The sequence below is a fragment of the Pseudomonadota bacterium genome (genome assembly GCA_023229365.1).
Classification (GTDB): Bacteria; Myxococcota_A; Polyangia; order JAAYKL01; family JAAYKL01; genus JALNZK01.
This window is the reverse complement of record JALNZK010000044.1, coordinates 1-24,723: the sequence shown is the minus strand read 5'-3', so window position 1 is coordinate 24,723 and position 24,723 is coordinate 1. Positions and strand designations below refer to the sequence as shown.

The 24,723-nt window shown below is 62.0% G+C and carries 18 protein-coding genes; 15 read left to right on the top strand and 3 right to left on the bottom strand.

Annotated features, from left to right (window positions below):
* The first annotated feature begins 549 nt into the window (after positions 1-549).
* Complete coding sequence (locus tag M0R80_17130; protein MCK9461355.1) at positions 550-2,256, top strand: hypothetical protein; 1,707 nt, start codon at positions 550-552, stop codon at positions 2,254-2,256.
* Between the two features lie 295 nt (positions 2,257-2,551).
* Positions 2,552-9,976 carry an RHS repeat-associated core domain-containing protein gene (locus M0R80_17125; GenBank protein MCK9461354.1) on the top strand — a complete coding sequence of 2,475 codons (7,425 nt, stop codon included), beginning with the start codon at positions 2,552-2,554 and terminating at the stop codon, positions 9,974-9,976.
* A 271-nt stretch (positions 9,977-10,247) separates the two neighbouring features.
* Here M0R80_17125 and M0R80_17120 read toward each other — a convergent pair whose 3' ends face one another.
* From M0R80_17120 to M0R80_17110, 3 genes are all read right to left on the bottom strand, one after another.
* Positions 10,248-11,714, bottom strand: a complete 1,467-nt coding sequence (locus M0R80_17120) for an IS66 family transposase (protein MCK9461353.1) — start codon at positions 11,712-11,714, stop codon at positions 10,248-10,250.
* A gap of 66 nt (positions 11,715-11,780) precedes the next feature.
* Entirely contained in the window at positions 11,781-12,116 is a 336-nt protein-coding gene (gene tnpA, locus M0R80_17115; GenBank protein ID MCK9461352.1) for an IS200/IS605 family transposase, read from the bottom strand.
* A 170-nt stretch (positions 12,117-12,286) separates the two neighbouring features.
* Positions 12,287-13,810, bottom strand: a complete 1,524-nt coding sequence (locus M0R80_17110; GenBank protein MCK9461351.1) for a rhomboid family intramembrane serine protease — start codon at positions 13,808-13,810, stop codon at positions 12,287-12,289.
* A gap of 352 nt (positions 13,811-14,162) precedes the next feature.
* On the opposite strand from M0R80_17110, the gene M0R80_17105 reads away from it, so the two are divergent.
* The 13 genes from M0R80_17105 (at position 14,163) to M0R80_17045 (ending at position 24,327) form a co-directional block, all read left to right on the top strand.
* The gene (locus M0R80_17105) at positions 14,163-14,582 is read left to right on the top strand and encodes a hypothetical protein (protein ID MCK9461350.1); all 420 of its coding nucleotides are present in this window, start codon (positions 14,163-14,165) and stop codon (positions 14,580-14,582) included.
* Between the two features lie 91 nt (positions 14,583-14,673).
* The gene (locus M0R80_17100; protein MCK9461349.1) at positions 14,674-14,886 is read left to right on the top strand and encodes a hypothetical protein; all 213 of its coding nucleotides are present in this window, start codon (positions 14,674-14,676) and stop codon (positions 14,884-14,886) included.
* A 135-nt stretch (positions 14,887-15,021) separates the two neighbouring features.
* On the top strand, positions 15,022-16,095 hold the full coding sequence (locus M0R80_17095; protein MCK9461348.1) for a TonB C-terminal domain-containing protein: 1,074 nt from the start codon (positions 15,022-15,024) through the stop codon (positions 16,093-16,095).
* 317 nt (positions 16,096-16,412) lie between these two features.
* Positions 16,413-17,090: a hypothetical protein gene (locus M0R80_17090; GenBank protein ID MCK9461347.1), complete on the top strand. Its 678-nt coding sequence runs from the start codon at positions 16,413-16,415 to the stop codon at positions 17,088-17,090.
* A gap of 96 nt (positions 17,091-17,186) precedes the next feature.
* Entirely contained in the window at positions 17,187-17,393 is a 207-nt protein-coding gene (locus M0R80_17085; protein MCK9461346.1) for a hypothetical protein, read from the top strand.
* Positions 17,390-18,517 carry a GNAT family N-acetyltransferase gene (locus M0R80_17080; protein ID MCK9461345.1) on the top strand — a complete coding sequence of 376 codons (1,128 nt, stop codon included), beginning with the start codon at positions 17,390-17,392 and terminating at the stop codon, positions 18,515-18,517. Before M0R80_17085 ends, M0R80_17080 begins: the two co-directional genes overlap by 4 nt.
* A 40-nt stretch (positions 18,518-18,557) precedes the next feature.
* The gene (locus M0R80_17075) at positions 18,558-18,983 is read left to right on the top strand and encodes a hypothetical protein (GenBank protein MCK9461344.1); all 426 of its coding nucleotides are present in this window, start codon (positions 18,558-18,560) and stop codon (positions 18,981-18,983) included.
* Positions 18,984-19,080: 97 nt separating this feature from the next.
* A complete protein-coding gene (locus M0R80_17070) occupies positions 19,081-19,779 on the top strand; it encodes a HEPN domain-containing protein (protein ID MCK9461343.1) in 699 nt (232 codons plus the stop codon).
* A gap of 201 nt (positions 19,780-19,980) precedes the next feature.
* On the top strand, positions 19,981-20,709 hold the full coding sequence (locus tag M0R80_17065; GenBank protein ID MCK9461342.1) for a hypothetical protein: 729 nt from the start codon (positions 19,981-19,983) through the stop codon (positions 20,707-20,709).
* 126 nt (positions 20,710-20,835) lie between these two features.
* Positions 20,836-22,233 (top strand): hypothetical protein, encoded by a 1,398-nt coding sequence (locus M0R80_17060; GenBank protein MCK9461341.1) that lies wholly within the window; start codon positions 20,836-20,838, stop codon positions 22,231-22,233.
* 146 nt (positions 22,234-22,379) lie between these two features.
* Positions 22,380-23,138, top strand: a complete 759-nt coding sequence (locus M0R80_17055) for an RAD52 family DNA repair protein (protein MCK9461340.1) — start codon at positions 22,380-22,382, stop codon at positions 23,136-23,138.
* Complete coding sequence (locus M0R80_17050; GenBank protein MCK9461339.1) at positions 23,135-23,992, top strand: PD-(D/E)XK nuclease family protein; 858 nt, start codon at positions 23,135-23,137, stop codon at positions 23,990-23,992. The genes M0R80_17055 and M0R80_17050 overlap by 4 nt, the downstream gene beginning before the upstream one ends.
* Entirely contained in the window at positions 23,944-24,327 is a 384-nt protein-coding gene (locus M0R80_17045; protein ID MCK9461338.1) for a hypothetical protein, read from the top strand. Before M0R80_17050 ends, M0R80_17045 begins: the two co-directional genes overlap by 49 nt.
* Positions 24,328-24,723 lie beyond the last annotated feature (396 nt).

Sequence of the window (24,723 nt, the reverse complement as noted above, 5' to 3'; positions counted from 1 at the left end):
GCAGCTCAGATGAACAGCTGCTTGAGCACCGTGGCGCCCTGGGCGGGTGGCAGCTCGGACATGAGATGCTGGCCAAGGTGCTGACGGAGCGAGACACGCTGGGCGTGGGCGAACTCGGGATCGACCTCCTCCATGTCGCCGTACGTGTTGTACCGTAGCTCGATGTACTCGTTTAGGATCTCGCGCGCCTTGGCGCCGCTCTCCGGGTGGTATGATATGTGACGGTCAACCGTGGTCCGGGGTAAGGACTATGTCGGCCCCTTCCTTTTTTTTCATCCTGCCTGCATTTATACATCTGCAATCGCTACCTCGTCTGTTTTCCTCGTTATGGTTGCCGATTTTTCTTGTGCTGATCTTCGTGGTCATTAACAATTTAGGCTACGTATGAGCTTTTTAGTAGAGGCGTTTCATGGGAGATAATCTGATGAGCAAGCTCCAGAAACACGAGTTGATCTTGTTGCCCAGCTGACTGAAAACGATTCAGTCATGAGTCCCATACCAGACCAACAACATCGTCGATGAAGCGACGAGTGGAGTGATGCGGTGAAGATGGTTCGACAGGTCATTGTCTTTTTACTCTCCGTCGGCACGCTCGTCGGGTGTCAACACGTCGGCAACCAACTCGGCGACGGTGGCACGACCGACAGTGACACGGATACCGATTCCGATGTCGATACCGATGCAGACACGGATTCGGACACTGACACGGATGTCGACACCGACACTGACACCGACACCGATACCGATTCGGACACCGACGTCGATGTGATCTGCCCGCTGCACGTCGATGGCGCTCTTTCCGACTACGACGACCATGACGGCAGCACGTGGGAGCTCGCCTTCGCGACGGTGCAGGAAGGGATCAACGCGGCCGCAGAGGCGGCAGCGGCATCGGCGGCCCCGTGTGCGCTCTGGGTCGCCGCCGGGACATACGCCCCGACAGAGGATCAATGGGGCAGCACATCGACGTCCAGCGCTCGGTTGTTCACCTTTTCGCTCAAGGAGGGCGTCGAGCTGTACGGCGGCTTCACGGGCGAAGAGACGTCGCTCGGGCAACGCGACATAGCCGCGAACGAGACGATCCTGACCGGCAACGTCAGTGACCCCGTCGAACTCAGCGACGGCGGCGTGGGCGAGGACGATATTTCCGACAACACCTACCACGTGGTGAGGGGCGCCGACGGCGCGCTGATCGACGGCTTCACGATCACCGGCGGCAATGCGAACGGGGGTTCTTGGTACGAAGACGGCGGAGGAATGTACAATGCCGATGCCTCGCCGGTCGTGGCGAACTGCACCTTTTCCGGCAACACGGCGGTGGGCAACGGCGGCGGGATGTACAACGATAACTCCTCCCTGACGGTGACGGACTGCTCGTTCTCGGACAACACGGCGTCCGGCGATGGCGGCGGGATGTACAACGAAGTGTCCTCGCCGACAGTATCGGGGTGCGTCTTTTCGGGCAACACAGCGACCGGCGATACGTGGTCTGGATGGGGTGGCGGGATGTGCAACGGATCGTCTTTCCCGATTGTGACGAATTGCGTCTTTTCGGATAATTTGGCGGTCTGTGGAGGTGGGATGGCCGGCGGCGGAGTGGTGCGAAACTGCATCTTCGAGAACAACATGGCAGAAGACGGGGGCGGGATGGCTTACGGGAGAACTGTGGCGAACTGTGTCTTCACAGGCAACTCGGCCACTTTCTTGGGCGGGGGAATCGCGACCACCGGCGACATTGCCGTGGCGAACTGCACCTTTTCCGGTAACACCGCGGTCACAGGTGGCGGCATGAGTTGCGGATCGTTCGGAACGGGCGTCATTGTGGATGTGGAGAGCAGCGTCTTCTGGGGCAACACGGCGAGCGGCTTGGGCGACGAAGGCGGCGGCGGGATCAACTTCGACGGCGGCTTTGGGCACGTGAGGAACTGCGTCGTGTGGGGGAACGGATCTCAGGTTGCGGGTCCCAGCGCAGCGCTCTTCGCGTTGAACGTGACCTACAGCGACGTGGAAGGGGGCTGGACCGGGGCTGGAGACTTCGAGGAAGACCCGCTGTTCGTCGACGCGGAGGGCGGCGATTTTCACCTGCAAGACGGCTCGCCCTGCATCGACGTGGGCAACACCTACGATCTTCCGGCCGACACAGCGGATCTGGACGACGACGACGACGTGACCGAGGACATCCCGCTCGATCTCGACGGCAACCCTCGCGTCGTCGGCGCCGAGGTCGACATCGGCGCGTACGAGTACCAGCCGTAGCGATCCCGCTCGCCTCGTTCATCTGGCCGACCTTCCCCCATCGACCTTGGGAGGCGGAACCATGAACAGGATGTAATGAGGCTTTCCCCTGCGGTTTCTCTCTGCGACGACAACGATGTCCCAGTTCGGGCAAAGTTCCTTCTCCGGCGTAAAACTCCATTAAAGCGGCAATATAAATATTCGGGGACAAATTTTTGGGGTTGACCGTTCGAACGGGTTTGGTACGTATTTCTTCAGGGCACAACCTGTGTGGTCGTCGAAGGTGGCGTGGCACGCTTCCGAAAAGGGGGAACACATGCAAAGAGGAAGACTCGGGGTATTCGGGTTGTTGGCCGTTTGTGCGGCGATGTGGATCATACCGCAGGAGGCCGGCGCGCTGCCAACGGACAAGCAGAGAGACATTATCATGGTGTACCAGTGTCCTAGCTCTGACTGTGGCAACAATCCTCCCGGTTCCTCTTCTGCGTGGGGAAAATTGCAGTACTTCCTGCAGACGACATTGGCCCAGAACGTTACGATAAAGACGAGTCTCGAAATGTCGTCGTATCTTGCCAGTAATCCGATAACGAATTTCGATTTAGTGATCTGGTACAATGACTATACCTTCACCGATCTCGCTTGGACGGGAAGTGAAGGTCCGGCGATTGCAGGCGTGATCAAAAAGGCCAAGATCCCGACGGTCGTATTTGATGCCAATAACTTCTACGTCACGCAGAAACTCGGTTTGATCGCGGAAGGGCAGACGGGCGGCACTTACCAGAATCCGCAGTCCCGCATGGACGCCGCCGTGCGGGAAGCGGACGGCAGCGATTGGGGAGATCTGTGGCATCCGCTGGTTGCCAAGGGCTCGGCATGTGGTCATTTGGGCTGTATTACACCGAACCCGTTCGTGTACGACACCGACCTGACCAGCATGTACACAGTCGATCTGAGCGACGACGACTTGAGCAGTGGCTCGTATATGTACACGCGTCCCCTCTACAGTGCCCAGGAAGACGGTGGTTGGGATCAGGTCACGGCGCTTGTCGACGATCGCCGGCATATCGTGTCGTTGGGCACGCGGTCGACTGTGACCGCTCCCGTGCATGCTGGCCAAGTGAACATTGAAGTCTGGCGGCGTCCCATGCAGGGTTACTACTATTTCCTGAACGAGGTCGTGTCGTACCTCATGACGCCCTCGCCCTGGACGACGTCTATCGGCCAGAACACGTTCACAGAGACCGACTGGACCACAAAATCGCGCGGCTTCGACTTCCAGATCAAGCGCACCTACTCGAGTGGCGCGAAATCGATCCCCCTCGAACCCCCAGGTGGGACGGAACAGTCGAACGAAACGAACTGGTGGTTCAATTACAACCAGTACATCGTGTGGGACAGGTTCAATGATCAGATCATTTTATACGACGAAACCGGTCAGGCGATACCCATGGAGATGGTTCAAGGGACAAGACCGGGCAACCCAGGTTGGGATCCGGACGACGATTTCGATTACGGCTACGGGATTGATTTGAATCCGCGAGTGTTCACAACGGTAAACAGCCCCAAAGCCCAGGTCGCGATCTACTACCCACCAAATTACATCGGCCCAGAAACCCTGGTGGATCCGGATCTCAGCGGAGCTGAACCGTCTGATCCCGACAAGTGCACGTACAATTCCCAGGCGGTTCGAAACTACGTTGAGCACAGACCGGGCTTCCTCGTGCGCGACGCGAGTGGCAACAAGGCGTTTTTCGCTGTATGGGCTGCGCAGGACGACGACACACCGTGCGATAGCGAACCATTCAACGAATGCTATGAAGAAAAGGAGAACTGGACCCGCGGTAACGAACTGGTGCGGTTCCGCCTCCAGTACCTCGAGGATGCGAACGGCAATCGACAGGACTACTACTACGCTGAGGTGGCCTATGCAGAACAACTCGTCTGCATCGTCGACACCGAGGGACGGGGATACTCACCGCAGAGAAACTTCGCTCCGGTCCGCAGCGACACACCGCTGATGCCCGAGATTGTGTACGACACAACGCACCACGTTCCGATTGGTGCCGATTGGGCTCACTGCCCGCTGAACCTCCTGAGCGTCGCGTGGATGGTCGATGGGAACGCGATCCGGCGGAAGGAGTACACTTACGCAGGTCCAGCCATCCCGACGGACCACACGCACGCGGTATTATCCGAGGTGTATGAGACGGATCCTGCCTATCCGACAAGCCTGCGCCTCGTAACATCGTTTGAGTATGAGGGGTACAATACAGAAAACTACAGTTGGGTGATCGTAGCTTTGAATGGTGGTCAAGGCCTTTATCCTTTTTTCACTGAAGCATACTACCCGGGACGTCTAACCAAGACGATTTCGGACGATGGAACGAAAATCGTCTACAGTTACATAGTAAAAAGCGGCCACCCGGTTTCAGATGTTTTGGAAGATCCCTACACCGTCACTTGGGCGAAAAAAGTATTCGGTGTCGATGACACTATGCTGACCATGAAGGCGACTGTGGCAAACGGGCGCCAGCACGTGATTAAAACACACGAAGCGTACACGACAACCCAGTGGACTCCGCTCGGCGATCCGTTGGCCGAAACGCCCGGCGCTTGCAACACCCTCCCGACCGGCCTGGATCCCACGAACGGCTGCCCGGGGTGGACCCGCGAGTTTGGAACCAACTTCGATGGGCAGATCAGGTTTGAATCGTCCTCTTTCAACGGCTTAAACGACGCTACGCCGATCTCGAACCCAAAGGGGAGGATAACCTTCCGCAAGCACCTCGTCGACGAGGTGTTCGACACCGAAGTTTCGCCCTTGGACAATGTGCCAGCCGATGACGAGATGCTCGCGTTCTGGAGGCAGAATTCGGCGGAATCGACAGAATACTGGTACCTCAGATTCTGGCTCGCCAACGAGATCGAAACCCAGATCGAGAGCAACGATGGATTGATCATCCACTCCACCCTGACTGCGTACGAACCGGTTTTCAACAAGCCAGTCTCGCTCACAGGGCCGGATGCCGTGGTCCAGCGCCTGTTCCGCTACGACTACCTTGAGAACGGCTCGCCGAGCGCGGACACCATGTTCGACCTGACGTTCAGCACGTTCGTGAACGTGCCCGCGGGCTACCCATGGCCAGCGTACCTCTCATCGACCTACGATATTTACAACACCATCGGTTGGATCACGACATGCAACCGAGCCGTTGGCGACACGTACTTGACCGATCCTCGCGGCAACGTGATCTGCGAGGTGCTTCCTCCAACCCCATCGATCCCGGACAGCACCGGCTACGTAACGATATCGGCGAGGTTCCAGGCCGCCACGCACTATGCTTATGATGCCCTTGGGCGCGAAAAGTACAGCCGCAGCCCGACCGGGCGCGTGGTGGAAACCGGCTACAGCACGACCGACCCCACTGGGTGGAAGACCGTGACACGGCTCAACGGCGCCACTGCGATCTACCGGACAAAATTCCTCTACAACGAGATCGGACAGATTACGGATCAGCTGACCGGGACGCCGAGCGGCCCGAGCGACGTGTCTGAAACGGGATTCGTTCAGAACCAATACGAATATGACCTCATGGGCAACCAGACCGACTTGGTGGTCCGGGGTGACGACGCCCTTGCGGCGCAGCGCCAGGAGTACATGTACGACGCGAACGGAGCGCAAGTTGCGGTCGTTTTTGAAAGGTGCCCGATGGGGGCGCCCTGCGGCGAGTTCGGTGTGCAGGAGAACGATGCGGGCGACGAGCTGCTGCACGTCATGGCGCACGATCTGAAGGGGCGCGTTGTCGCGGATTGCAGCGAGCGCGATGCGGACCTGTACGATTGCACAACGACCACATACGACGCGAATGATGTTGTAGAGATCGAAACGAAGTACCAGGGTTGCCCACTTTCCTTCATAGACCTGAGCACCGCTGACGGAATACAGAGGACTCTCTTGGATATTTCATCCAGCTGCTTCGGCGGGGAAGAAAAGCAGATTGTATACACATACGACGGCCGCCTTCGCCTACACACGGCGACGACAAGCGGCGGCACCGACCCGGCGCGCACGATCGGAACCTGGTACAATTACGACGACATGCCAAGCGCCACCTTCGACGCCGCCGACTCCGACGCCACGGGCGGCGTCGAGTACTCGCACTACGAGTACGATGGCAAGGGACGGCTCAGGCGCAAGACCGACGGCCTCGACGTTACGTTGAACAAGGGCAAGACCGGTGTCTTGGCCACGATGTACTCGTATAACGACTACGACAAGGTCGTCGACGAAACCGTGGGCATCCCGAATACGACTGTCGGGTCGTTCGCTACGAACAGCTACTACGGCAGTAAAAGCATGGTCTACGACGCGCGCCAAGCACACGTCGCGACAAAGACATTGCAGTACACGGTTAATTCAGCGCCCTTAAGCAATTCGGCCTACGTCAAAACCTACCTGTTCCTGGATCAGGAGAACAAAACGATCGACGCAGTGACGCGGACCGCGGCTAGAGGCCCGGTGAACAAGTTTCTATCCACGGTACACACCGACTATGACCCGTTCGGGCGCGTCTACGCCGTGAGCGACGGGTTTTCGGACACCTCCGTATACTATTACTACGACGCGCTCGATCGTGTGGAACGCGAGGAGCGCTATGACGTTGAAACACCGCCGGTTCCGGGTGAGGGCATGTCCGAGTTGTACGAATACGGTTACGATTTGGTCGGCCACAAGGTGTGGAGCGCAAACGTGAACGTGGATAACGAGGAAGACGCGCATATCACCTATTTCGATTACGATGGCTACGGTTACCTCGTTTCCACAGTGGATGCTCAGTGTCAGCAGACCGTGTACGCCCGCGACGGCAGAGGCAATGCCATCGCGATGTACGAGCGGTTCGACGAAACAAACGGCTGCGCGATCACTCCGCCCGCTGAACCATGGTACTTCCTGAACGGCGGCACAGAGAAGCAGTACTATGACGAAGGCGGGGAGCTGGCCGTTCTCGGGCCGATCATCCAGAACGCTGCCACGTACGACTACGCTGGCAACCTGCTCAGTCGGGCCGACGACCATGGCGACGTTACGACATGGACCGTGAATTCGTTCGGCGAAGTTGCCCAAGAGGAGCGGCCTGACGGCTTCCGCAAGATTTTCTCGCGCAACCTAGACGGCGCGATTCAGCAGATCGTGTATCAGAATGGCGGCGGGACGACCGTGCGGACCGTGTTGCAGACGAACGATCTCTTCAACCGCACCAAGACGGTCACGGTAAACGGCGCGCTGATGCAGACGTTCACCTACCGCAACAACGGCCTGCCTAACTTGGTAACGGACTACAACCTCGACAATACGGCCGTCGCGACCTCTGTGAAGTCTGTGTTTTCATGGGATACGCTCGGTAACAGGCTAAGTGACAAGCAGATGGTGTGGTATGTCGCCAGCCTCGGCGGGTCGACGTACTGGACTACGACCGCGTTGTACTACGGTAGCCATCTGGCCACCATGACGCTCCCGATCTCTACCGGGTGGCAGAGCCTGGGATGGGCGCGCAACGACGAGGGCCGGCTGACCATGGCATGGGAGCTCAGCACCTCCTACCCGATCGCGCAGTTCTCGTGGATCGGCGACAAGCTCGTGAACAAGCACGTGATCGTCGCCCCGGGGGTCACGCTGGACAACAACCGCGAGGAGTCCACCGGCGTGCCGTGGTGGAACGGATTCGGCCTTCTCGCGGGCCAGGAGTACCTCGTCAACGGATCATCAGATTCGGAATACGAGTACACGTACAACGCCAACGATCGACTCCTCTTTGAAGACTTTGTCGATAACACGACCGATGACGTTTTTTATACGTTGGATCACCTTGGCCGGGTGTCCCGGTACGATTACGACCGCACGGGCGACCAGGCGTTCGCGCTCGATGAGGTGGACAACCTCCGCCAGATCTGGGACCCGAACGTCACCCCGGATCCGATCTCCGCCGCCCAGACGCGAGAGCACCGGATCACGGCCAACGGCATGAACCAGATCGAGAGTGTGTACAACCTTGACGTCTTGAAACAGTCGCTCACCTACGACGACTTCGGCAACCTCGTGAGTTTGGACAGGCCTGGGACGGCGAACGACGTGTACGCCACCTGGGACCGCATGGGCCGCCTCATCGTCGTGAAGAAGGGTGGTACCGAGGAGAGCAACGTGATCGCGCGGTTCGTGTACGACGCCTTTGGGCGGCGTGTGTCCAAGGTCACCTACTCGGCCGGCGCCTTCACCAACCGCAAGTCGTACCACCTGTACGGTGACAACGTCATGGAGGAGCACAATCAACTCCCCTCGGGTGACCACTGGCTGTTCGTGACCCACCACGAACCGGGTGCGACGGACCGGTACTTGCGCTGGGACAAGTACACGTACACGACGAGTTGGACCCCGGCAGGCCAGTGGGCACCGACGACCGACATCCGGAACAACGTAACGGCGCTGGTCAACGAGTCAGGCGGGGTGAACGACTATTTGTATTACGATCTCTACGGCAACACCGTCGGCGATTCTCCCATCGACTACATGCCGTACCGCTTTGCCGGTCGCGAGTACGACGCCGAAACCGGATTGTACTATAACCGCACGCGGTACTACCTTTCCGATCACGGCCGGTTTGTATCCGCAGATACCATTGGGATCTGGGGGGATTTGAACAACTATGGGAACGGGTATGCGTATGTGGGGGGGATGGTGAATGGGTTTATCGATCCGGATGGGAGAGATCCTAACTATGGTCCTACCTTTGGGGACAGAATTGGACTAGATGATATACCCCGCCAAAGTGTTGGCGGCACAAAAGCACCTAATGCGGCCGGAAAAGTTTTCGTAGTTAAAACTGCAGTTCAACAGGGGGCTAAATACGGTGCTGCCACAGCTGCTTCGGCTGTCGCTGGAAGGATAGTAGGGGCAGGGACTCAAGCGGCTGCAACAGCAGGAGTGATGGCTGGCGCCGCAGTAACTGTTATAGGCGTAGCATTCACGGTGAGCGGTGATACGGGTCCAAGGAAACCCCACCAATCTGCCACAACAGAAACGGAAAACAGTCATGGTTATCTTATAGTTACTGGACTGGACAAAACAATCTATTTGGTAGATCAGGCTGGACATGTTTACGAATGGGATCCCGTGACGGGGAAATGGGTGTTTCAATTTAGACCGAACGATTTCGATGAATCGGGCGGTGGATTTGATCCAGAGGATGTGCACGATATTCGGAACCTGTTGCGGCGATCGCATGTGATCAATCGACCGTCGGAAGGACACACCGCGTGGGGGGTTCCTGATGAAAACGAGGGTGAGAGCGACACGGTGGACGACTTCTTCGATCCCATGGGTGGCCACAAGGCGCCACGTGCACGCGTCCACATCTCCGGGATAGTCACCCACACCAACGGCGCGCTCGATCTCGGCACCGCCATCGATGAGCCGGTCGACGACTTCTTCAACCCGCGCCACAACCGGCCACGGGGCGGTCGCGGGTCGGGCGGCGGCCTATGGGGACCACCGCGCGGCCCGGACGACATGGGCTTCGGATTCACCGTCGGAAAGCCGGAGCTCGGGACCGGCGGCTTGTCGTCGGGTGAGTCTATGCAAGGGTGGCTCAACAGGCTCTCGAGGATCCCGGGGCGCAAGGGCCACGTGGATCCGCCGCCGTTCGAGTTCAGACCGCCGGCACTGAACCTCCCGGTGGAGTTCTGATCTTCCGCAGATTTCTAATAGAGTCGTCCCTCTTTTTCTTGCTCGGCGACCTGTTTGAAATGAATCTCCCCGCGGCAAGCCGCGGGGTTTCATGAGCGCAGCTTGAGGCCAAGCTGCGCAGGCCCTTGCTCGATGCTGTAGTGGTGCTCGATGTAGCGCTCGATGATCTGCTTCGTCATGCTGTCTCCGACGGTTCTCGCAAAATAGCCGTAAAGCCTCGCCGTACCCCGTCGCCGCGCCGGAGCACGATCTCGTCGCCGGTTGATCGTTTTCAGCCGATCTCGTTCGGGAGCAGCGCCGTCGACGGGTCGCTGAGGGCGGCACGGGCGAGGGCCAGGAGGTACGCCTTCGGCTCGGCGCCTTGCAGCTTCGCGGTGCCGATCAGCGTGTAGAGGATCGCGGCGGCCTTGAGCCCGCGCTCGGACTTGCAGCCGTAGAAGTTCTTGCGGCCAACGGCGAGGCTGCGGATCTCGCGCTCCACCAGATTGTTATCGAGCGGCAGCCGCGGATCGTGAAGGAATCGCGTCAGCCCGTGCCAGTGGTCGGTCATGTACCGGATCGCCTTGAAGAGCGCGCTCTCCGGTAGCGCCCGCTGCGCCGCCGCCCACTCCCGAATCCGCTCGACGATGGTCGCCGACCGCTCGGACCGCAGCCGCGCCCGCAATTCGAGAGCCTGCGTCCGCTCGTCGCCAGTGAGTGGCATCGGATCCGGCGCCTCGCGTTCCACCAGGTACAGCTCGCGGATCAGATCCAGCGCGACCTTGCACTCCGCAGGGTAGTGCGGCTCCGCCTCCACGTACTTCCGCCGCGCGTGCGCCCAGCAGTACGAGAGCTTGAGAGCGCCGGGCGGCTTGCGCTTCGCGAGCGACAGGTACGTTTGGTACCCGTCCACCACGAGCCACCCCGCGTACCCCGACCACAGCTCGTCCGCCGCGTCCGCGCTCCGCCGCCTGTCGATGTGGAAGTAGACAGCGTCGTGGCACGCCGCGGCCCACGCGTGCCACCGCTCGCGGCCGCCCTTCTTCAAGAGGTACCACGGCGTCTCGTCGCCGTGCGCCACCTCCTGCGCGAGCACGTGTTTGCGGATCCGCTCGTACGTCGGCTCGTACAGCCGCGCGAGCGCCCACACCTGGTCCCACAGCGTCTGCGAGTCCACCGCGAGCCCCTCGCGCTTCATGATCCGCGCCTGGCGCTCCAACGGCAGATGGTCGAGATACTTCTGCGCCGCCACCTCCACCGCGAATTCCGTCGAGTACCGACCGCCGGGAATCGGGCGCTCCGGCGCCGGCGCCGTCTTCACGCACGCCCCGCACGTGCAGCGGTACTTCTTGCGCAGGTGCTTGCGGAGCATGAACCGCCGCTCGACGACCGTCACCTCCTCCGACTCCTCGAACTGCCCCTCCCACTCCGCGAGCGTCCCGCCGCACGACGAGCACGTCATCTCGTCGGCAGGGAGCTCGTGCGTCTGCTCGACGATGGGCAGCTCGGGCTGCTCCTTGGGCCCGTGCCCGGTCCGTGGGGTCTTCTTCTCCTTGTCCCCGTCACCCTTGTCCCCCGGGCGTTTCTCCGACGACGCCGCGAACAGCCGCCGCCGCAGCGCGTCCATCTGCTCTTGCAGGCGCAGCATCTCCAGCTCGAGCTGCTTCGATTCGTCGAGTCCCTTGAGCTTGGCATTCTCGCGCGTCAGCTCATCGAGCCGCTTGTGCAGACGGTCGTTCTCGCCTTGCAGCAGGAGCACCTCCTCGTCGGAGGTGAGATCGTCCTCGGGATGGTCAGCTACGACAAGACGGGGTACGGCGAGTCCTTACAAATAGCCATCCCCCCACAGCTCCCCACCCCAGAGCTTTCGCTTGATCCTGGGGAACTCGCGGAACAGCGCTCGACCACTCTTGCTCTTCAACGTCCTCACAACCTCGGAGATCGAGTACTTCGGCGGGAATGATAGCAGCACGTGCACGTGGTCGACCGCCACCTCCAGCTTGTCGATTTCAAACCCGTACTCCTCGCTGATCTCGCGCAGCATCTCGGCCGCTCGTTCCCGGATCAAGCCATCCTCGAACAGCTTCTTTCGGTACTTCGGGCACCACACCAGGTGGTAGCTCGCGTCGTAGACAGCATGACTCGTTCTGCGCCACGCCATGCTTCTCGGTATACAGCATCTCGCTGCGGCCTTTGTGGAGAAGGGGGGCTGCCTGCCCCCCTTCTATCCCCCCGGCAAGGCATGCCTTCCGCCCCGCGGCAAGCCGCGGGGAACCCGGCAAAGCCTTCTTGGACCGCAGGGGAGAACGATCGCTCGTTCAGGCTCTCGCATCAGTTTCCCTTTATCTGCCGCTGCGCCTCGATATCGCGAACCTGGGCCTCGAACCTGTCCTGGTTGAGCGAATAATAGAACTGCTTGTAATTGGCCGCTTCACCATCATCCGTTGCCAGATTAAGCGCCTTCTTCTCCGCCGCGATCGCTTCATCGAGGCGTCCGAGCCTATACAGAAGGTGGCTCTGGGCATCGTAATAGTGCGCGTTGTCGGGTTTCTCGGCGATCGCCGCAGAGGTTACCTTCAGGGCTAGGTGGAGCCACTCTTCATTCCTATCCTCCGGCGGACGCAACTGGTCCGCAGCGATCGCCCAAGCCACGATATACTTTTCTTCTGGCGTGCTTGATGCGTCAACTAGGATGCGATGCGCTACAGCAAGCTGCTCCTCCATTTGCGGCTCGCGACCGTGCCAACCGGCTAGGCCGCATGCGACGGCGACCAGCGCTGCGCATCCGATCGACAGACCTCGCAGGCGTGTGCCCGCCGAGAGTGGAAGCTCGACGGCTTTCGAACCCCGCACCAGAATCCACGTCGTCAGAGCGCCGAAAAGTAGTCCCCCGACATGGGCCATGTAGTCGATCTGGGATACCATCACTGGCACGGCGACGTTCAGCCCAACGATGACGATCCACCATCGCCGCGACTGTGCAACTCCCGCTGGCAACTGACGGCACCAGTGCCAATGGAGAACCGCCAGCGCGCCGAGCAACCCGAAGATCGCGCCTGATGCGCCAACTGAAAAGATAGAACGTATAAACGCCACCGAGAAAACCGATCCGGCGGCCGCAGAGGTCGCGTAGATCACAGTGAATCGGGAGGCACCGAGGGACCTCTCCAAGAGCGCACCGAGGAAGAACAGGGAGGTACCGTTAACCCAAACATGGAGGACATTCGCATGCAAAAAGGCGGAGGAAAGGAGTCTCCACCACTGGCCGTCCCGAACGAGGGAAGGAACGAGTGCGCCGAAGCGGATGAGCGCGAAATCGGTTTGCTGGGACGTCAAGAACGCAACCACCAAGAACGTGGCAGCGAGCACCGCACATAAGGCATAGGTCACGAACGGCTTGTATTCCCAAACCCGCTCGTCGATCAAAGCCTGCTCCCGCATGAACTCGCTCAGCCGAGGACCGCCTTCGATCCGTTCGAGTCGGGCGTACAGCTCCTCGCGTAGGAGCGGCAGGACGTTCGTGTCGACGAAAGCGGAAAGCGGGAACTCGGTCGTGGTGCGCGTCGAGCGGATTGCCAGACGAAGTTGTCTTCCCTTGCCCGTGTATCCCGCAGAACGCAGTTCCGCGTATGGGATTTCAACGATCTCGGGCGAGCCCCAACTTTTCGGCAGGCGGACGACGTCGTCCCGCAACTCGATGCACTGCGCCTCGCGGGGGCGCATCGCGAGAAGAGCGAGCACCCACACCGCGATCACGGCAGCGACGCCGGCGAGGCTTGCTGGCACCAGCGGCAGGATCTCTAAGGCGAATCCGAAAAACACCATGAGGAGGAACGCCTTCAGGCCGCCCGTCATGAGTGGCGCTCGGCGCAACGGGATGGAGCAAGTCGCCATGTCCGATATAATCACGTCGTCGGCCGGCCGCGCAAGTGTCACCTAGCTCTCTTTGGACCTCTAAATAGGTTCACCTATAAACAGCATTTCAAAGGAGTCGAATATCAGCGTGAACTAAAGTTCGTCGCGCCCCGAAGGCCTATTTGATCGCGAAGCAATGTGAAACTGTTTAGATGCCGTATTCCTCATCGCCTGACCGGCCAGGCGATCGTGATCGGCCCCCGGCGGGTCGTGGTGTTCAAGCCGAGTCCGACGTTGACAGGCGCAATGGACGGACGGTAATCCAGCACGCACGAACAAGGAGAACAACCCCATGTCCCAGCTCGCATCCGCCATCGAGAAGGCCGCCGACGCCTTCGCCAGGTCGATCATCACCGCCGTGCAGGTCGCCACGCTCCAGGAGCTGTTCGCCGTGCAGGGCGGTGCGGCGCCTGCTGCAACCGGCGGGAAGCGGCGCGGCCGCCCGCCCAAGGCGAAGCCAGGGCGCAAGCCCGGACGCCCGCCGAAGGGGAAGCCGGGGCGCAAACCTGGACGGCCTGCCAAGGCGATGGCAGCGAAGGCGACCGCCAAGAAGTCCGTCAAGAAGGCGGCCAAGGCCCCGGCCCGGAAGAAGCGCCGCAAGATCAACTACCCCAAGTGCTCGGTGCCGGGTTGCGGGAAGAACCGCTACGCCCGGGGCAACGGGATGTGCGGGGAGCACTTCAAGGCGGCGCAGGCGGCGACAGGCGCGTAGGCGTGAACGAGATCGGTTGATGAACCTTTATCCGCCTGAGGACCGGCGCAGCTATCCTTCGGTCGCTTCTGTCGTACTCCCGACGCTTCTGATGATCCTCGCTGTGGCCTGTGCTGGTCCGAGAGATTGGGAGGGGAAGGACGCCTGGCGCCGGTGCGACAACGCGATCGCCGACTGGCCGAAGACCCCGGCGCCGCCCTGCGCCGCGATGCACATGTGCGCGAACGAGGCGCCGCTGTCGCCGGAGGCGCGAGGGAAGCTCGCGCGGATGATCGCGGCGACGCCCGGGTGCCCGGCGCTGTAGTCGGCGCCGTCATCGTCGCTGTCCATCCAACCTCGCCGTCAGTGACAGGCTCGCCCCGGACCCCGACAAACCGACAAACCGGCGCTCTCGACCGCGCGGTTCGTCTGGATTAGTGTTTCGAAGGAAGCGCGCTCGATGGAAGGACACACGGAAGAGAGCAGAGCGATGCGGCGCCGAGCCGCGGTGGCGGTAGTCGGGGCGGTGCTGATCCACATCGCTCTGCTGCTCGCCGTGACGCGCGCTGCGGATCACCGCACCCGAGGCGAGTCGATCGCGGTCGAGCTGAGGATCGTCGGCGGCGCGGCCGCACAGACCGAGCCGATGAACTCGTCGAACGCCGCTCCGCCCCGACCGGCGCACGCCGAACCGGAGGGGGACGTCGCCAGCGTGCGGCCCGAGCGAGGAGATCGACACGGCGCGGCGACTCGAGAGAACCTCCCGGTCGCGATGCCCGCGGCACAACCGCCTGCGGTCGACGCCGGGGTCGGCGAGAGCCCGCGGTCGGAACGACTCGATCTCGCCCTCGGCTGGAACGGGTTCGAACGGACGTTCGGGACGCGCGCCGCTCAGGACCGTGCGGACTACGAGCAGGCGCTACGTCGCAAGCGCATCGACGGGCAGAGGGCGACCCGGTGGAGCCAGCTCGTGCTCGGCGCGCTGGGCGACAACCGCCGGTATCCGGAGGATGCGCCGCTGACCGCGACCGAGGCTCGGCGCGCGGTGGAGGGGTACCTCTCGGTCCTCAACAGCCGGATCACACCGACGTTCAACGCGTTCCTCGCCGAGGTCGGCTTGCCCGCCGATCAGCTGCACGGCGCGGTGCAGCGCAGCTGGCTCCGGTACAACCCGTTCTACGTGCCGCCGCCGATCGGCGAGATCGTCGACACTACCTCCGTGCTCGCAAAGGTGGAGCGCGCCGCGCAGGTCGAGTTCGCGATCGGGCAGTCGGGCGCGCTGGACGAGATCCGGCTGGTCGCGACTTCCGGGTCGGGTTTCTTCGACGCCACGGCGGTGTCCGCGATCTGCACCGGTTCGCCGTTCCCGCCGCCGCCAGCGGCCATACGTTCTGCGCGGGAGCACGCCTACTTCGCGTGGCGGTTCGATAAAGACTGGCACTTGAACGGCCGCGGGAGCGCGCGGCACCTCGTCGTTCGCGAGTTTGAGCCACTCTCCGCCGCGCTCGACGGCGGGACGCCTGCGGGGGAGTGATCTAGAGGGCGGTACCGGAGCACGAACGACGGACGGTCGCGGTCACTCCTCGTCCACGGCTCCCCAGTCGACGTACACGCGAAGCCGCTCGGAGAACTCGCGGAGGTCCGCTTCCAGGATCTTGATGTCAAAGCCGCGCTGCGTGTTGAAGGCGGGGAGGCCGTGCCACTGCCCTGCCTGACGCCCTTTACCACCCAGTTCACTCCTGTTTCTGAAAGCCCTCCGAGGGGAACGAAGTTAAAGCGAAAGATATATGCAATACACTAGACATGTCTGAAATACTGTGTTATAAAGAGATGAAGGATTGAGGAACGGGAATGTCCGCTGCATACAAACCGCCGAAACAACGACGAGGGGAAGCGATCACGGTTCGGCTCCGACCGGACGAGCAGGCGCTGTTTGATACCCTGTCCGAGGTCGAGAAGCGGTCGAAGACGGAGATCCTCTGTGACCTGATCACGCAACGAGCGGACGACCTGCGGCGCGGTGTCGCAGGATGTGACGACGACCCGGGGGAGGTCCTGGGGAGGAGGGTGAGAATGTTGTCAGCCGATGTGCAGGGTTTGAAGGCCGCTCTCGACGATCTGCCTGACTTGGACGAGCTGTTGGCCAAGCTGATGCGGATCAAGGAAGTCCTCGCGGACCTGGATCTTGAGGAGCTGAACAGCCAGCTCCCGACCGTCCGAGACATTGAGCAGATTCAGGACGAGTTGAAGGCGCTTGGCGACCTCGACGAATTGGAGAGCAAGCTCCCTGATGTTCGTTACCTGGAGCAGATCCAGGACGAGTTGAACGCGCTTGGCGACCTCGACGAACTCAAGGAGAAGCTGCCCGATGTTCGCCACCTCGAACAGGTGGGCGAAGCCATCGACAACCTCGGGGATCTCGACGAACTTCAAGCGAAGTTGCCCAGTCTTCGTCAGCTTGAGGAGATCAGCGAGAAACTGGACGAGATCTTGGAGAAGCAGCGGAAGATCAAGCGCCTGGACGGGTAGTCGCACCTGTACGGAATATCCTTCCTGCAAAGTCTCGGCCTTCGACCTCCTACGCAACTGTGCTACGCTCTTCCGTTGACCCAGCACGAGGCGTCGATGACGAACCGGCCCGACCTGATCCGCGAGGTCGAGAGCGCGCTCACCCGGGCGCCGGAGAAGTCTCCGTCCGGGCGGTACGCGGTGTACGTGCCCGGCGCGGTCGTGATCGGCACGTACGCGCGGAAGGCCGATGCCCGCGCCGTGGCGGCCCGCTGGACGCCGGTGGTGCCGGACGTCGTGATTGTGGATCGGGGGGTCGGATGAACGTGGAGACCAAGGACCTCACGCCGCAGCTGTGGCCGGACCTGGAGCGGCTGTTCGGCTCCAACGGCGCGTGCGGTGGGTGCTGGTGCATGTCGTGGCGCACCGAGCGCGGCGAGCGCTGGGCCGACATCAAGGGCGACGAGGCGAAGCGGCGCATGCGCGCCCTGGTCCGCAAGGACGCGGCCCACGGCGTGCTGGCGTACGTCGACGGGGAGCCGGTCGGCTGGTGCGCGTACGGGCGGCGGGTCGAGTACGCGAAGCTCGATCGCGCGCCGAGCCTGGCCTGCGCGGACGCGGAGCGCGTCTGGTCGCTGCCGTGCTTCTTCATCAAGCGGGGCTGGCGCGGCAAGGGGATCGCCACGGCACTGCTCGGGGCCGCCCTGGAGATGTTGCGCGTGCGTGGAGCCGAGATCGCCGAGGGCTACCCCGTGAAGCCCGCGCGGGACGGCGCGCCGACCCCCGCGGCGTTCGCGTGGACCGGCACGCGCAGCCTCTTCGACGCCTGCGGCTTCGAGGTCGTCGGCAACCCTGATGGCGGCAAGCAGCGTGTTAGGAAGTTGATCTCGTTGCAGCGGGACGTCGCCAACCCCGAAGTGGCCAAGACGCAGCACGGGCGAGATCGGAAGGAGTATCAGCGAAGGTACTACAATAGTAATCGAACGTTGCTGTTGGATTATCGAAAGAACAAGTACCAGGTCGACCAGGAGTATCGGGACAATGTTCTGCGATGCGTTCGGGATGGACGAGCGAAGAAACGCGTTGAACGAGACAAACTGCGGAAGGCGGGATTGTTACCCAAAACAGTTCGGCCGAGAGGGCCGCGGGAGCCATTGCCGGTACAGGTTAATGGGGTGAACACCGTCGCGTACACTTTGCCAGGAGTCGCGATCGAGGTACAGCGGTCGAAGTACACTATCTATTCTTGGATCCGCGTCGGGCTGTTACCAAAGACACCGTTCCGCTCGTCCAGAGGTGATCAGCTATTCACAGAAGGCATGGTGCTGATTATGCGCGTCGCCATCGGGAAGCGGAACATCATTTCAAAAGATGATCATGAGTTCACCCGCGAGATCATTGAAGGGTGGAAAGCCTTGGGCGTCCCACTTCCCGATGACAGCGAGTAGAGAGAAGAGAGCGCCACTGTCCGCGGTGAGGAGTGACAACATGACGCGCGGCCTGAACGCCCCCGCCTTCGTCGAGCGGTGCGCGACCTCCGGCCACGCCATCGGCGCCGCCGCGCTCGGCGAGATCCGGGACGCGGTGGTGATGCTGCAGCCGTCGCTGCTGCGCGACTTCACCGGCAAGGGGCTCGCGATCGCGAAGGACGACGCGTGGATGTTCTCGATGTGGTCGGGCTACCTGGAAGGCGGTGCCTACGCGGACATCCGGCGCCAGTTCGACGCGGCGGGCGCCGCCTTCGCCCAGATCCACACGAGCGGCCACGCCTCCACGACCGACCTCCAGGAGTTCGCCGCGCGCATGGCCCCCCGCCACCTCGTCCCGATCCACAGCTTCGACTGGGACCAGCACGCGCACCGCTTCGCCAACGTCCGGCGCCTGCGCGACGGGGAGGCGTTCGAGATCGGGTGAGAGCGAACCTGACAACCCGGGCATGTTCCAACCTGGTTCTTGCTGGGTGGATGATGTGGCGCTAGAGTCAGGTGTCAATCGACTTGGAGTGGGGGAAATGGTAAAAAGGAAAACGCCTGCCGTAACGGAAAAGGCGAGACTTGTTTTTGAGTACGCCACCGAGGCAAAGGACGCGTTCCTAGCTCAGTGTGATGCGAGCCGTAAGGCAAGACGCGAGTCCGGTGGCGCTCTCACGCACCCTGAGCAGGACCTCCTGCGGGCGATGCTGGTGTTCGCTTGTGCCGGTCTCGACTCCCTTTTAAAACAACTTATCCGCGACTCGCTTCAGCTCCTCGCCGCGCAAGACTCGAAAGTCCAGAGCGAACTGGAGAGGTTTGTAGCGCGTCGAATTCGCGACGATGCTGTCGGTGTTCACGATGATCGACAGACCAAGGACCGCAAGTTTATCGCGCACATTCTGATTGCACCATCACCACTGCAAAGAATTGTCGAGGAGTACATTCTGCATCTCACCGGAGAGAGTCTACAGAGCCCAGATGAGCTGTTTAAAACGCTCAAGGCGCTTGGGGTCGGCGAAGAAGTAAAATTCGACAGAGGAACCCTCAAACAGATTTTTGATGCGCGGAACGAGATCATTCATGAGATGGACATTCAATTTGAGACTGCACGAAGCGGGTCACGAAAGCGTCGCAGCCGGACAATTGAAGATATGAGAGTGCAGGCTGATCACGTCCTTGAGGTGGGCAAGAAAGTCATCGAGGCGATCGAGGCGAAACTTGCCAGGACAGCGCCGTAGTCGCACCGAACGGAATATCCTTCCTGGAGCATTCCGGTCTTCGGCCTCTTACGCGTCCGTGCTATACTTTTCCATTCACACACGCGCGAGGCGTCGATGCCGAACCAGCCCGGCTTGGTCCGCGAAGTCGAGAGCGCGATCACCCGGGCGCCGAAAGGGTTCTGAATGGGCAGGAGAGTTAGGGCAACTGACGCTCGCCCGGTGATCGATGTGGACGACGCGGCGACGTGGCCAACGGAGGTCCTCGCGTGGGTAGATGAACACACAGTCGAGTTGTGCGGCTCGACCGAGTTCACCGCCGACCTTCGGATCGACGACGAAGAAGACCTGCGGAGGTTGGTGGGATCGCAACTCGTGCGCGCTTACCATTGTACCCGGCTGCTCGACCACGAGCGCCGAGTAATCCTGGATCAGGGGCTGCGGAGGCTCGGCCCGGATCTTGTCAACGAGCGGATTCGGCGTGCGCATGAGGTCGGCGCGATCTCGGACGCCGAGCGCGATGCCTTCGAGAGCGGAAATCAGTTTGCGGACCCGGCGTGGAGCTTCCGCGCCCCTATTACCGAAGGGCAGGTGTGCTTGATCCTGTCTCGCCAAATCTTCGATGAAAGTCCCAATGGGTGCGAACCTCTGCTCAGTATCTGGGGCGGTGAGGCGATCTACTTTCCGCTAGAGAATCGACACCGTGAACGGCTACATTCCCTCGGCCGCCCGAGCATCGTGGTGGCAGCGATCGACTTCTCGGTGACGCCCGCCGATCAACACGAGTGCTGTCCGTCGTTGGCGAACTGCATGGTCGGGATGCGTCTCGGGTTCAGCGATCTCGGCGCGGACGTCTTCTTCCGTGCGCCAGTGCCGCCGGAGAACATCGACGCGATCTGGCAACCCGGCGACGCACCCTACGACAGACATCGTCGGCTGCCGCGTTCGTAAGTCGGAATAGGGGTGGTACGGGTGGGAGGGATGGATGCCCGAGCGTGTTGAGCACGATGGCGTGCAAGAGGAATCGAGGTCGGGGTGGGAAGAGCCGGTGAGGACCGGCGGGAAAAGGGTGCACACATGGCCACAAAGGACCGGCGGGGGACGCCACAAATTCTGGTGGGGAGCATCCACTTCGAGGATCTGTCCGGCACGCAATTCGAGCGCCTTTGCTTTGGCTACGTTCTGCGGCTCGACACCTGGGCAACCCTCGACTGGTACGGCCAACTCGGAGGCGATTCAGGTCGGGACATCTGGGGTGTTCGATCAAACGGGGAAACGGTCTGTTACCAGTGCGCCAACCATAAGCAACTCAAGTTCGAGAAGGCGCGCGCGGACATCGGGAAGATCATCTCCGGGCCGAACGGAGTGCCGAACTGCTTCGTCCTGATCACCGGACACGGCGTCACGGCGAAAATGAAGGACCGCGTAAAGACGGAAGCCGGAACGAAGGGTATCGGCACGACCGAGATCTGGAGCGGGGTAGAACTCGAAGAGCGTCTCCGCCGAGATCAGCCTGTCCTCCTCAAGCGCTTCGTCGACGGCGTGCCATTCCCAGAATTGGCCGATGCGCTCCGCGTTTTCGGCACCGTCGACGAGATGGGAGACGACGAGATCCTCGCGCTGATGGCCGAATGCTTCGACCGACCCGCGTTTTCCACCCCATTTCACGCGGAGAGCAGCATCCCAGATTTCAAGAAGGCGATTACCGATACCATAGAGGTGCTGAACACCGGTGTTCGGCGGCTCCGCGACGGCACAGAGATCGGACGAATCCCAAGTCGACATCAGCTCAAGAAGAGCCAGAACAAGCAGGTGCTCGAAGAAATCACGCAGGGCCTAACAGGTCTACGCCAAACTTTTGATCGGCTGGTGAGGGAGGGCGAAATCCGACCATGCGGGTGCGGAGATGGCGACTGCTCGACATTCACGATCGACCCTCGTGCAGCCCACGAAATTGACCAGCTGCGTTGGCGCATCCTCACCGACGTCGCGCGAATTTGTCCCATCTTTCATCCGACGCTGCCGCCACCGATCGACCGGCCGGGGCGCGGGCAAGCTGACGTTCTAACCGCGCCCCGGCCCGACATCCGTGTGACTCTGGCTGCGGGATTTCCCGTGCCCGAGTCACCAGATCCGCGACTGCGGGTGATCATCGGGGTGAAGATCGAGAACCACTCGCCAGCCGACTTCTTCTTCGGGGGCACAGTCGTATTTGAACTCAGCGGCGGCCGTGTCCTCCAACCCGTGCGGGACGGAGTGACCGGGGAGTGGCTCGCGGCGAAGGTAGTGCGTCCTGGCGACAGTATCTCGTATAATTTCAGCGCCGAGGTGCTGTTGTCGGAGGCTTACAACGTTGGTCAGTATGTCGTCTGTGCGCGGATCAACGACAAAATCGGCAGGGACTTCAGGTCTTCTGAAAACGACATGAGGACGTGTCTCGACAACGCGTCGGAATATCTTAAAAACAAGGCGTAGTAACCAATCCTTGTCGTCTCATCCGTCCTCGCCGATAAGTCAATAATTACAGCACCATTGGCCATCTTTGCCCACTTGACTTCCCCGCCCCCCGCCCCATGTTCCCGGTAGGCATCGCACGACTCCCCGGCACCGAGGTGGTGGCCGTGAAAACCGCGCAGCGCGCGCGGGATGGGGACGTCTACACCTTGCCCGAGGAGATCATGGAAAAGCAGATCCGCACCGCCCTGGCCGCGCCGTTCCCTGAGGAGTCCGTCAAGAAGCGCCGAGGATCGTTCGGCAAGCCCGTCAACTTCGTATGCGGCAGCGCGGTCGTCGCGCGCCTCAACGACTGCTTCGACGGCGACTGGTCGTTCGCGATCGTCGAGCACCGCGTGCTGTCCACGGGCGAGGTGCTCGTGCACGGCAAGCTCACCGCGCTCAGCATCGTGAAGGAAGCGTTCGGGAAGGCGGCGCCCGCGATCTCGCGCGAGACGGGCGAGGTGTTGTCCGAGGCCGACGCGTACAAGGCGGCCGCGACCGACAGCTTGAAGAAGTGCGCGACGATGCTCGGGGTGGCCGCGTACCTGTACGCCGACGAGGTTGCCGAGCAGCCGACGGAGAAGCCCGCGCGGGGCAAGCAGGCCGCGCCTGCGCAGGGCACGCAGGCCGCGCCCGCGAAGCCGGTGGGCGACACCCGGCCGGTCGCCAACCCCCGGCCGGTCGGTGGCACCCAGGAGCGGCTCACGCCGAAGCAGCTCCAGGCGATCTGGAGCATGGGGCGCAAGCTCGGGCTGGGCGTCGACGCGATCCGGCAGCGCGCGGTGGAGGGGTTCGGCAAGGCGCCGGAGCAGCTCGGCCGGGCCGACGCGTCGGCGCTGATCACGCAGCTCGGCGAGGAGATCGAGAAGCGGAGCGCGGCATGAGCGGGGCGAACGATCTGGCCCACCTGCGGGCGAAGCCGCACGTGTCGTTCTCGGCCATCTCCTCCTACCTGCGGTGCCCCCGAAGCTACGAGGCGCGGTACGTCCGTCGCGTGCCGCCCGCGACCCGCGCAGCGAGCCTGGCGTTCGGCACCGCCATCCACGAGGCGCTGGCGATCTTCTACGCCGCGCTCCGCGACGGCCGCCCCGAGCCCGCCTACGAGGATCTGGTCGGCGTGTTCGACGTCGCGTGGAAGCGTCAGCTGGCCGAGCAGCCGCCCGTGCTGTTCGACGAGCGCGACACGGCCGACTCCATGGCGGCGGCCGGGGCCGCCCTCCTGACGTGCTTCCTGAAGGAGGCGCCGCGCCCGGCCGAGGTGCTGGCGGTGGAGGCGCCCTTCTCCATCGAGATCGCGGACCCGGACACGGGCGAGGTGCTGCCCGAGCGGCTCGTGGGCGCCTTCGACGTGGTGGTGCGCGACGCGGACGGCACGTGCCGCATCCTGGAGCACAAAACCGGGGCCCGGCGCTGGACCGAGGACCGGCTCGCGTACGACCTGCAACCGAGCGCGTACACGCTGGCCGCGCCCGAGTTGGGGTACGGCGACGCGGACGTGACGATCCAGCTCCTCCTCAAGACCAAGGCGCCCGCCTTCGAGACCTACGCGGTGGCGCGCACCGAGCAGGACCGGGACGACCTGCGTCGCGTGGTGTGCGGCGTGCTCGCCGCGATCCGCGCTCAGGCGTTCTACCCGGTCCGCGACTGGCCGTGCCGCTCGTGCCCGTACGCGGGCCCCTGCGTGACCGGATGGGAGGCGGATTCCCCCTGCGCGCACCCCCGGGCGGTGGCGCCATGACGGGCGACGACAACGAAGACGTCTTCCTTGATGACGTGCTGGCGGAGATCGAGACCCGGCTGGGCGTGGAGCTGGCGGCGCTCGACGCCGACGACCTCGGCGACCTGCTGTACGGCGACGAGTTTCTCGACCGCTTCCTGGCCGAGGGCGAGCGCGATGAGAGCAACCTCGTTCCGATCGACGAGGTGGCGCTCACGACCGACGACTGGGCGTTCCTCCATGAGGTCGAGGTCGAGCACGGCATCCGCTTGGTCGCGTACCATCACGGCGCCGACGCGGTGCTGTACGGCGGCGACACCATCGACGAGGTGGTCGCGAAGTACGACGCCGGGTGATCGATCACGGCACAACAACGCTGCCCGCGCGACGTCATCCTTGACTCTCTGGGAACCATAGCCAACACTGGTTGTTGAGCCGACCAGATGGTCTTCTCCGGCCCCGCGAGGGGCTTGGCGGATTCATCACCCGCGACGGAGAGGATCTGAAGGGCGGCTCAAGACAAACGACTCCAGCCACCTGCGCTGCCGTGGCAGCGGGGGGTGATTCCCTCCGCATGTGCGGATTGGGCGGCTGGGTTCTCCGGCTGGAGTCGGGCTCATGCCGCCCCTTCTATGAAAAAGCCTGTCAAGAGGTAACAGTTCCCCTGACCCACCAGGATCCATGCAGATCCCTGGCAGTGCGCCCGCTGTCACAATCGCGGACTGCTTGGTCCCCAAGGGAGAGCGCCGAGC

Coding starts and splice junctions, on each gene's coding strand:
- M0R80_17125 (MCK9461354.1), top strand. CDS start 2,552: ATGCAAAGAGGAAGACTCGGGGTATTCGGGTTGTTGGCCGTTTGTGCG.
- M0R80_17110 (MCK9461351.1), bottom strand. CDS start 13,810: ATGACGGGCGGCCTGAAGGCGTTCCTCCTCATGGTGTTTTTCGGATTC.
- M0R80_17095 (MCK9461348.1), top strand. CDS start 15,022: ATGGAAGGACACACGGAAGAGAGCAGAGCGATGCGGCGCCGAGCCGCG.
- M0R80_17105 (MCK9461350.1), top strand. CDS start 14,163: ATGTCCCAGCTCGCATCCGCCATCGAGAAGGCCGCCGACGCCTTCGCC.
- M0R80_17090 (MCK9461347.1), top strand. CDS start 16,413: ATGTCCGCTGCATACAAACCGCCGAAACAACGACGAGGGGAAGCGATC.
- M0R80_17100 (MCK9461349.1), top strand. CDS start 14,674: ATGATCCTCGCTGTGGCCTGTGCTGGTCCGAGAGATTGGGAGGGGAAG.
- M0R80_17075 (MCK9461344.1), top strand. CDS start 18,558: ATGACGCGCGGCCTGAACGCCCCCGCCTTCGTCGAGCGGTGCGCGACC.
- M0R80_17050 (MCK9461339.1), top strand. CDS start 23,135: ATGAGCGGGGCGAACGATCTGGCCCACCTGCGGGCGAAGCCGCACGTG.
- M0R80_17080 (MCK9461345.1), top strand. CDS start 17,390: ATGAACGTGGAGACCAAGGACCTCACGCCGCAGCTGTGGCCGGACCTG.
- M0R80_17070 (MCK9461343.1), top strand. CDS start 19,081: ATGGTAAAAAGGAAAACGCCTGCCGTAACGGAAAAGGCGAGACTTGTT.
- M0R80_17085 (MCK9461346.1), top strand. CDS start 17,187: ATGACGAACCGGCCCGACCTGATCCGCGAGGTCGAGAGCGCGCTCACC.
- M0R80_17060 (MCK9461341.1), top strand. CDS start 20,836: ATGGCCACAAAGGACCGGCGGGGGACGCCACAAATTCTGGTGGGGAGC.
- tnpA (MCK9461352.1), bottom strand. CDS start 12,116: ATGGCGTGGCGCAGAACGAGTCATGCTGTCTACGACGCGAGCTACCAC.
- M0R80_17130 (MCK9461355.1), top strand. CDS start 550: ATGGTTCGACAGGTCATTGTCTTTTTACTCTCCGTCGGCACGCTCGTC.
- M0R80_17045 (MCK9461338.1), top strand. CDS start 23,944: ATGGGAGGCGGATTCCCCCTGCGCGCACCCCCGGGCGGTGGCGCCATG.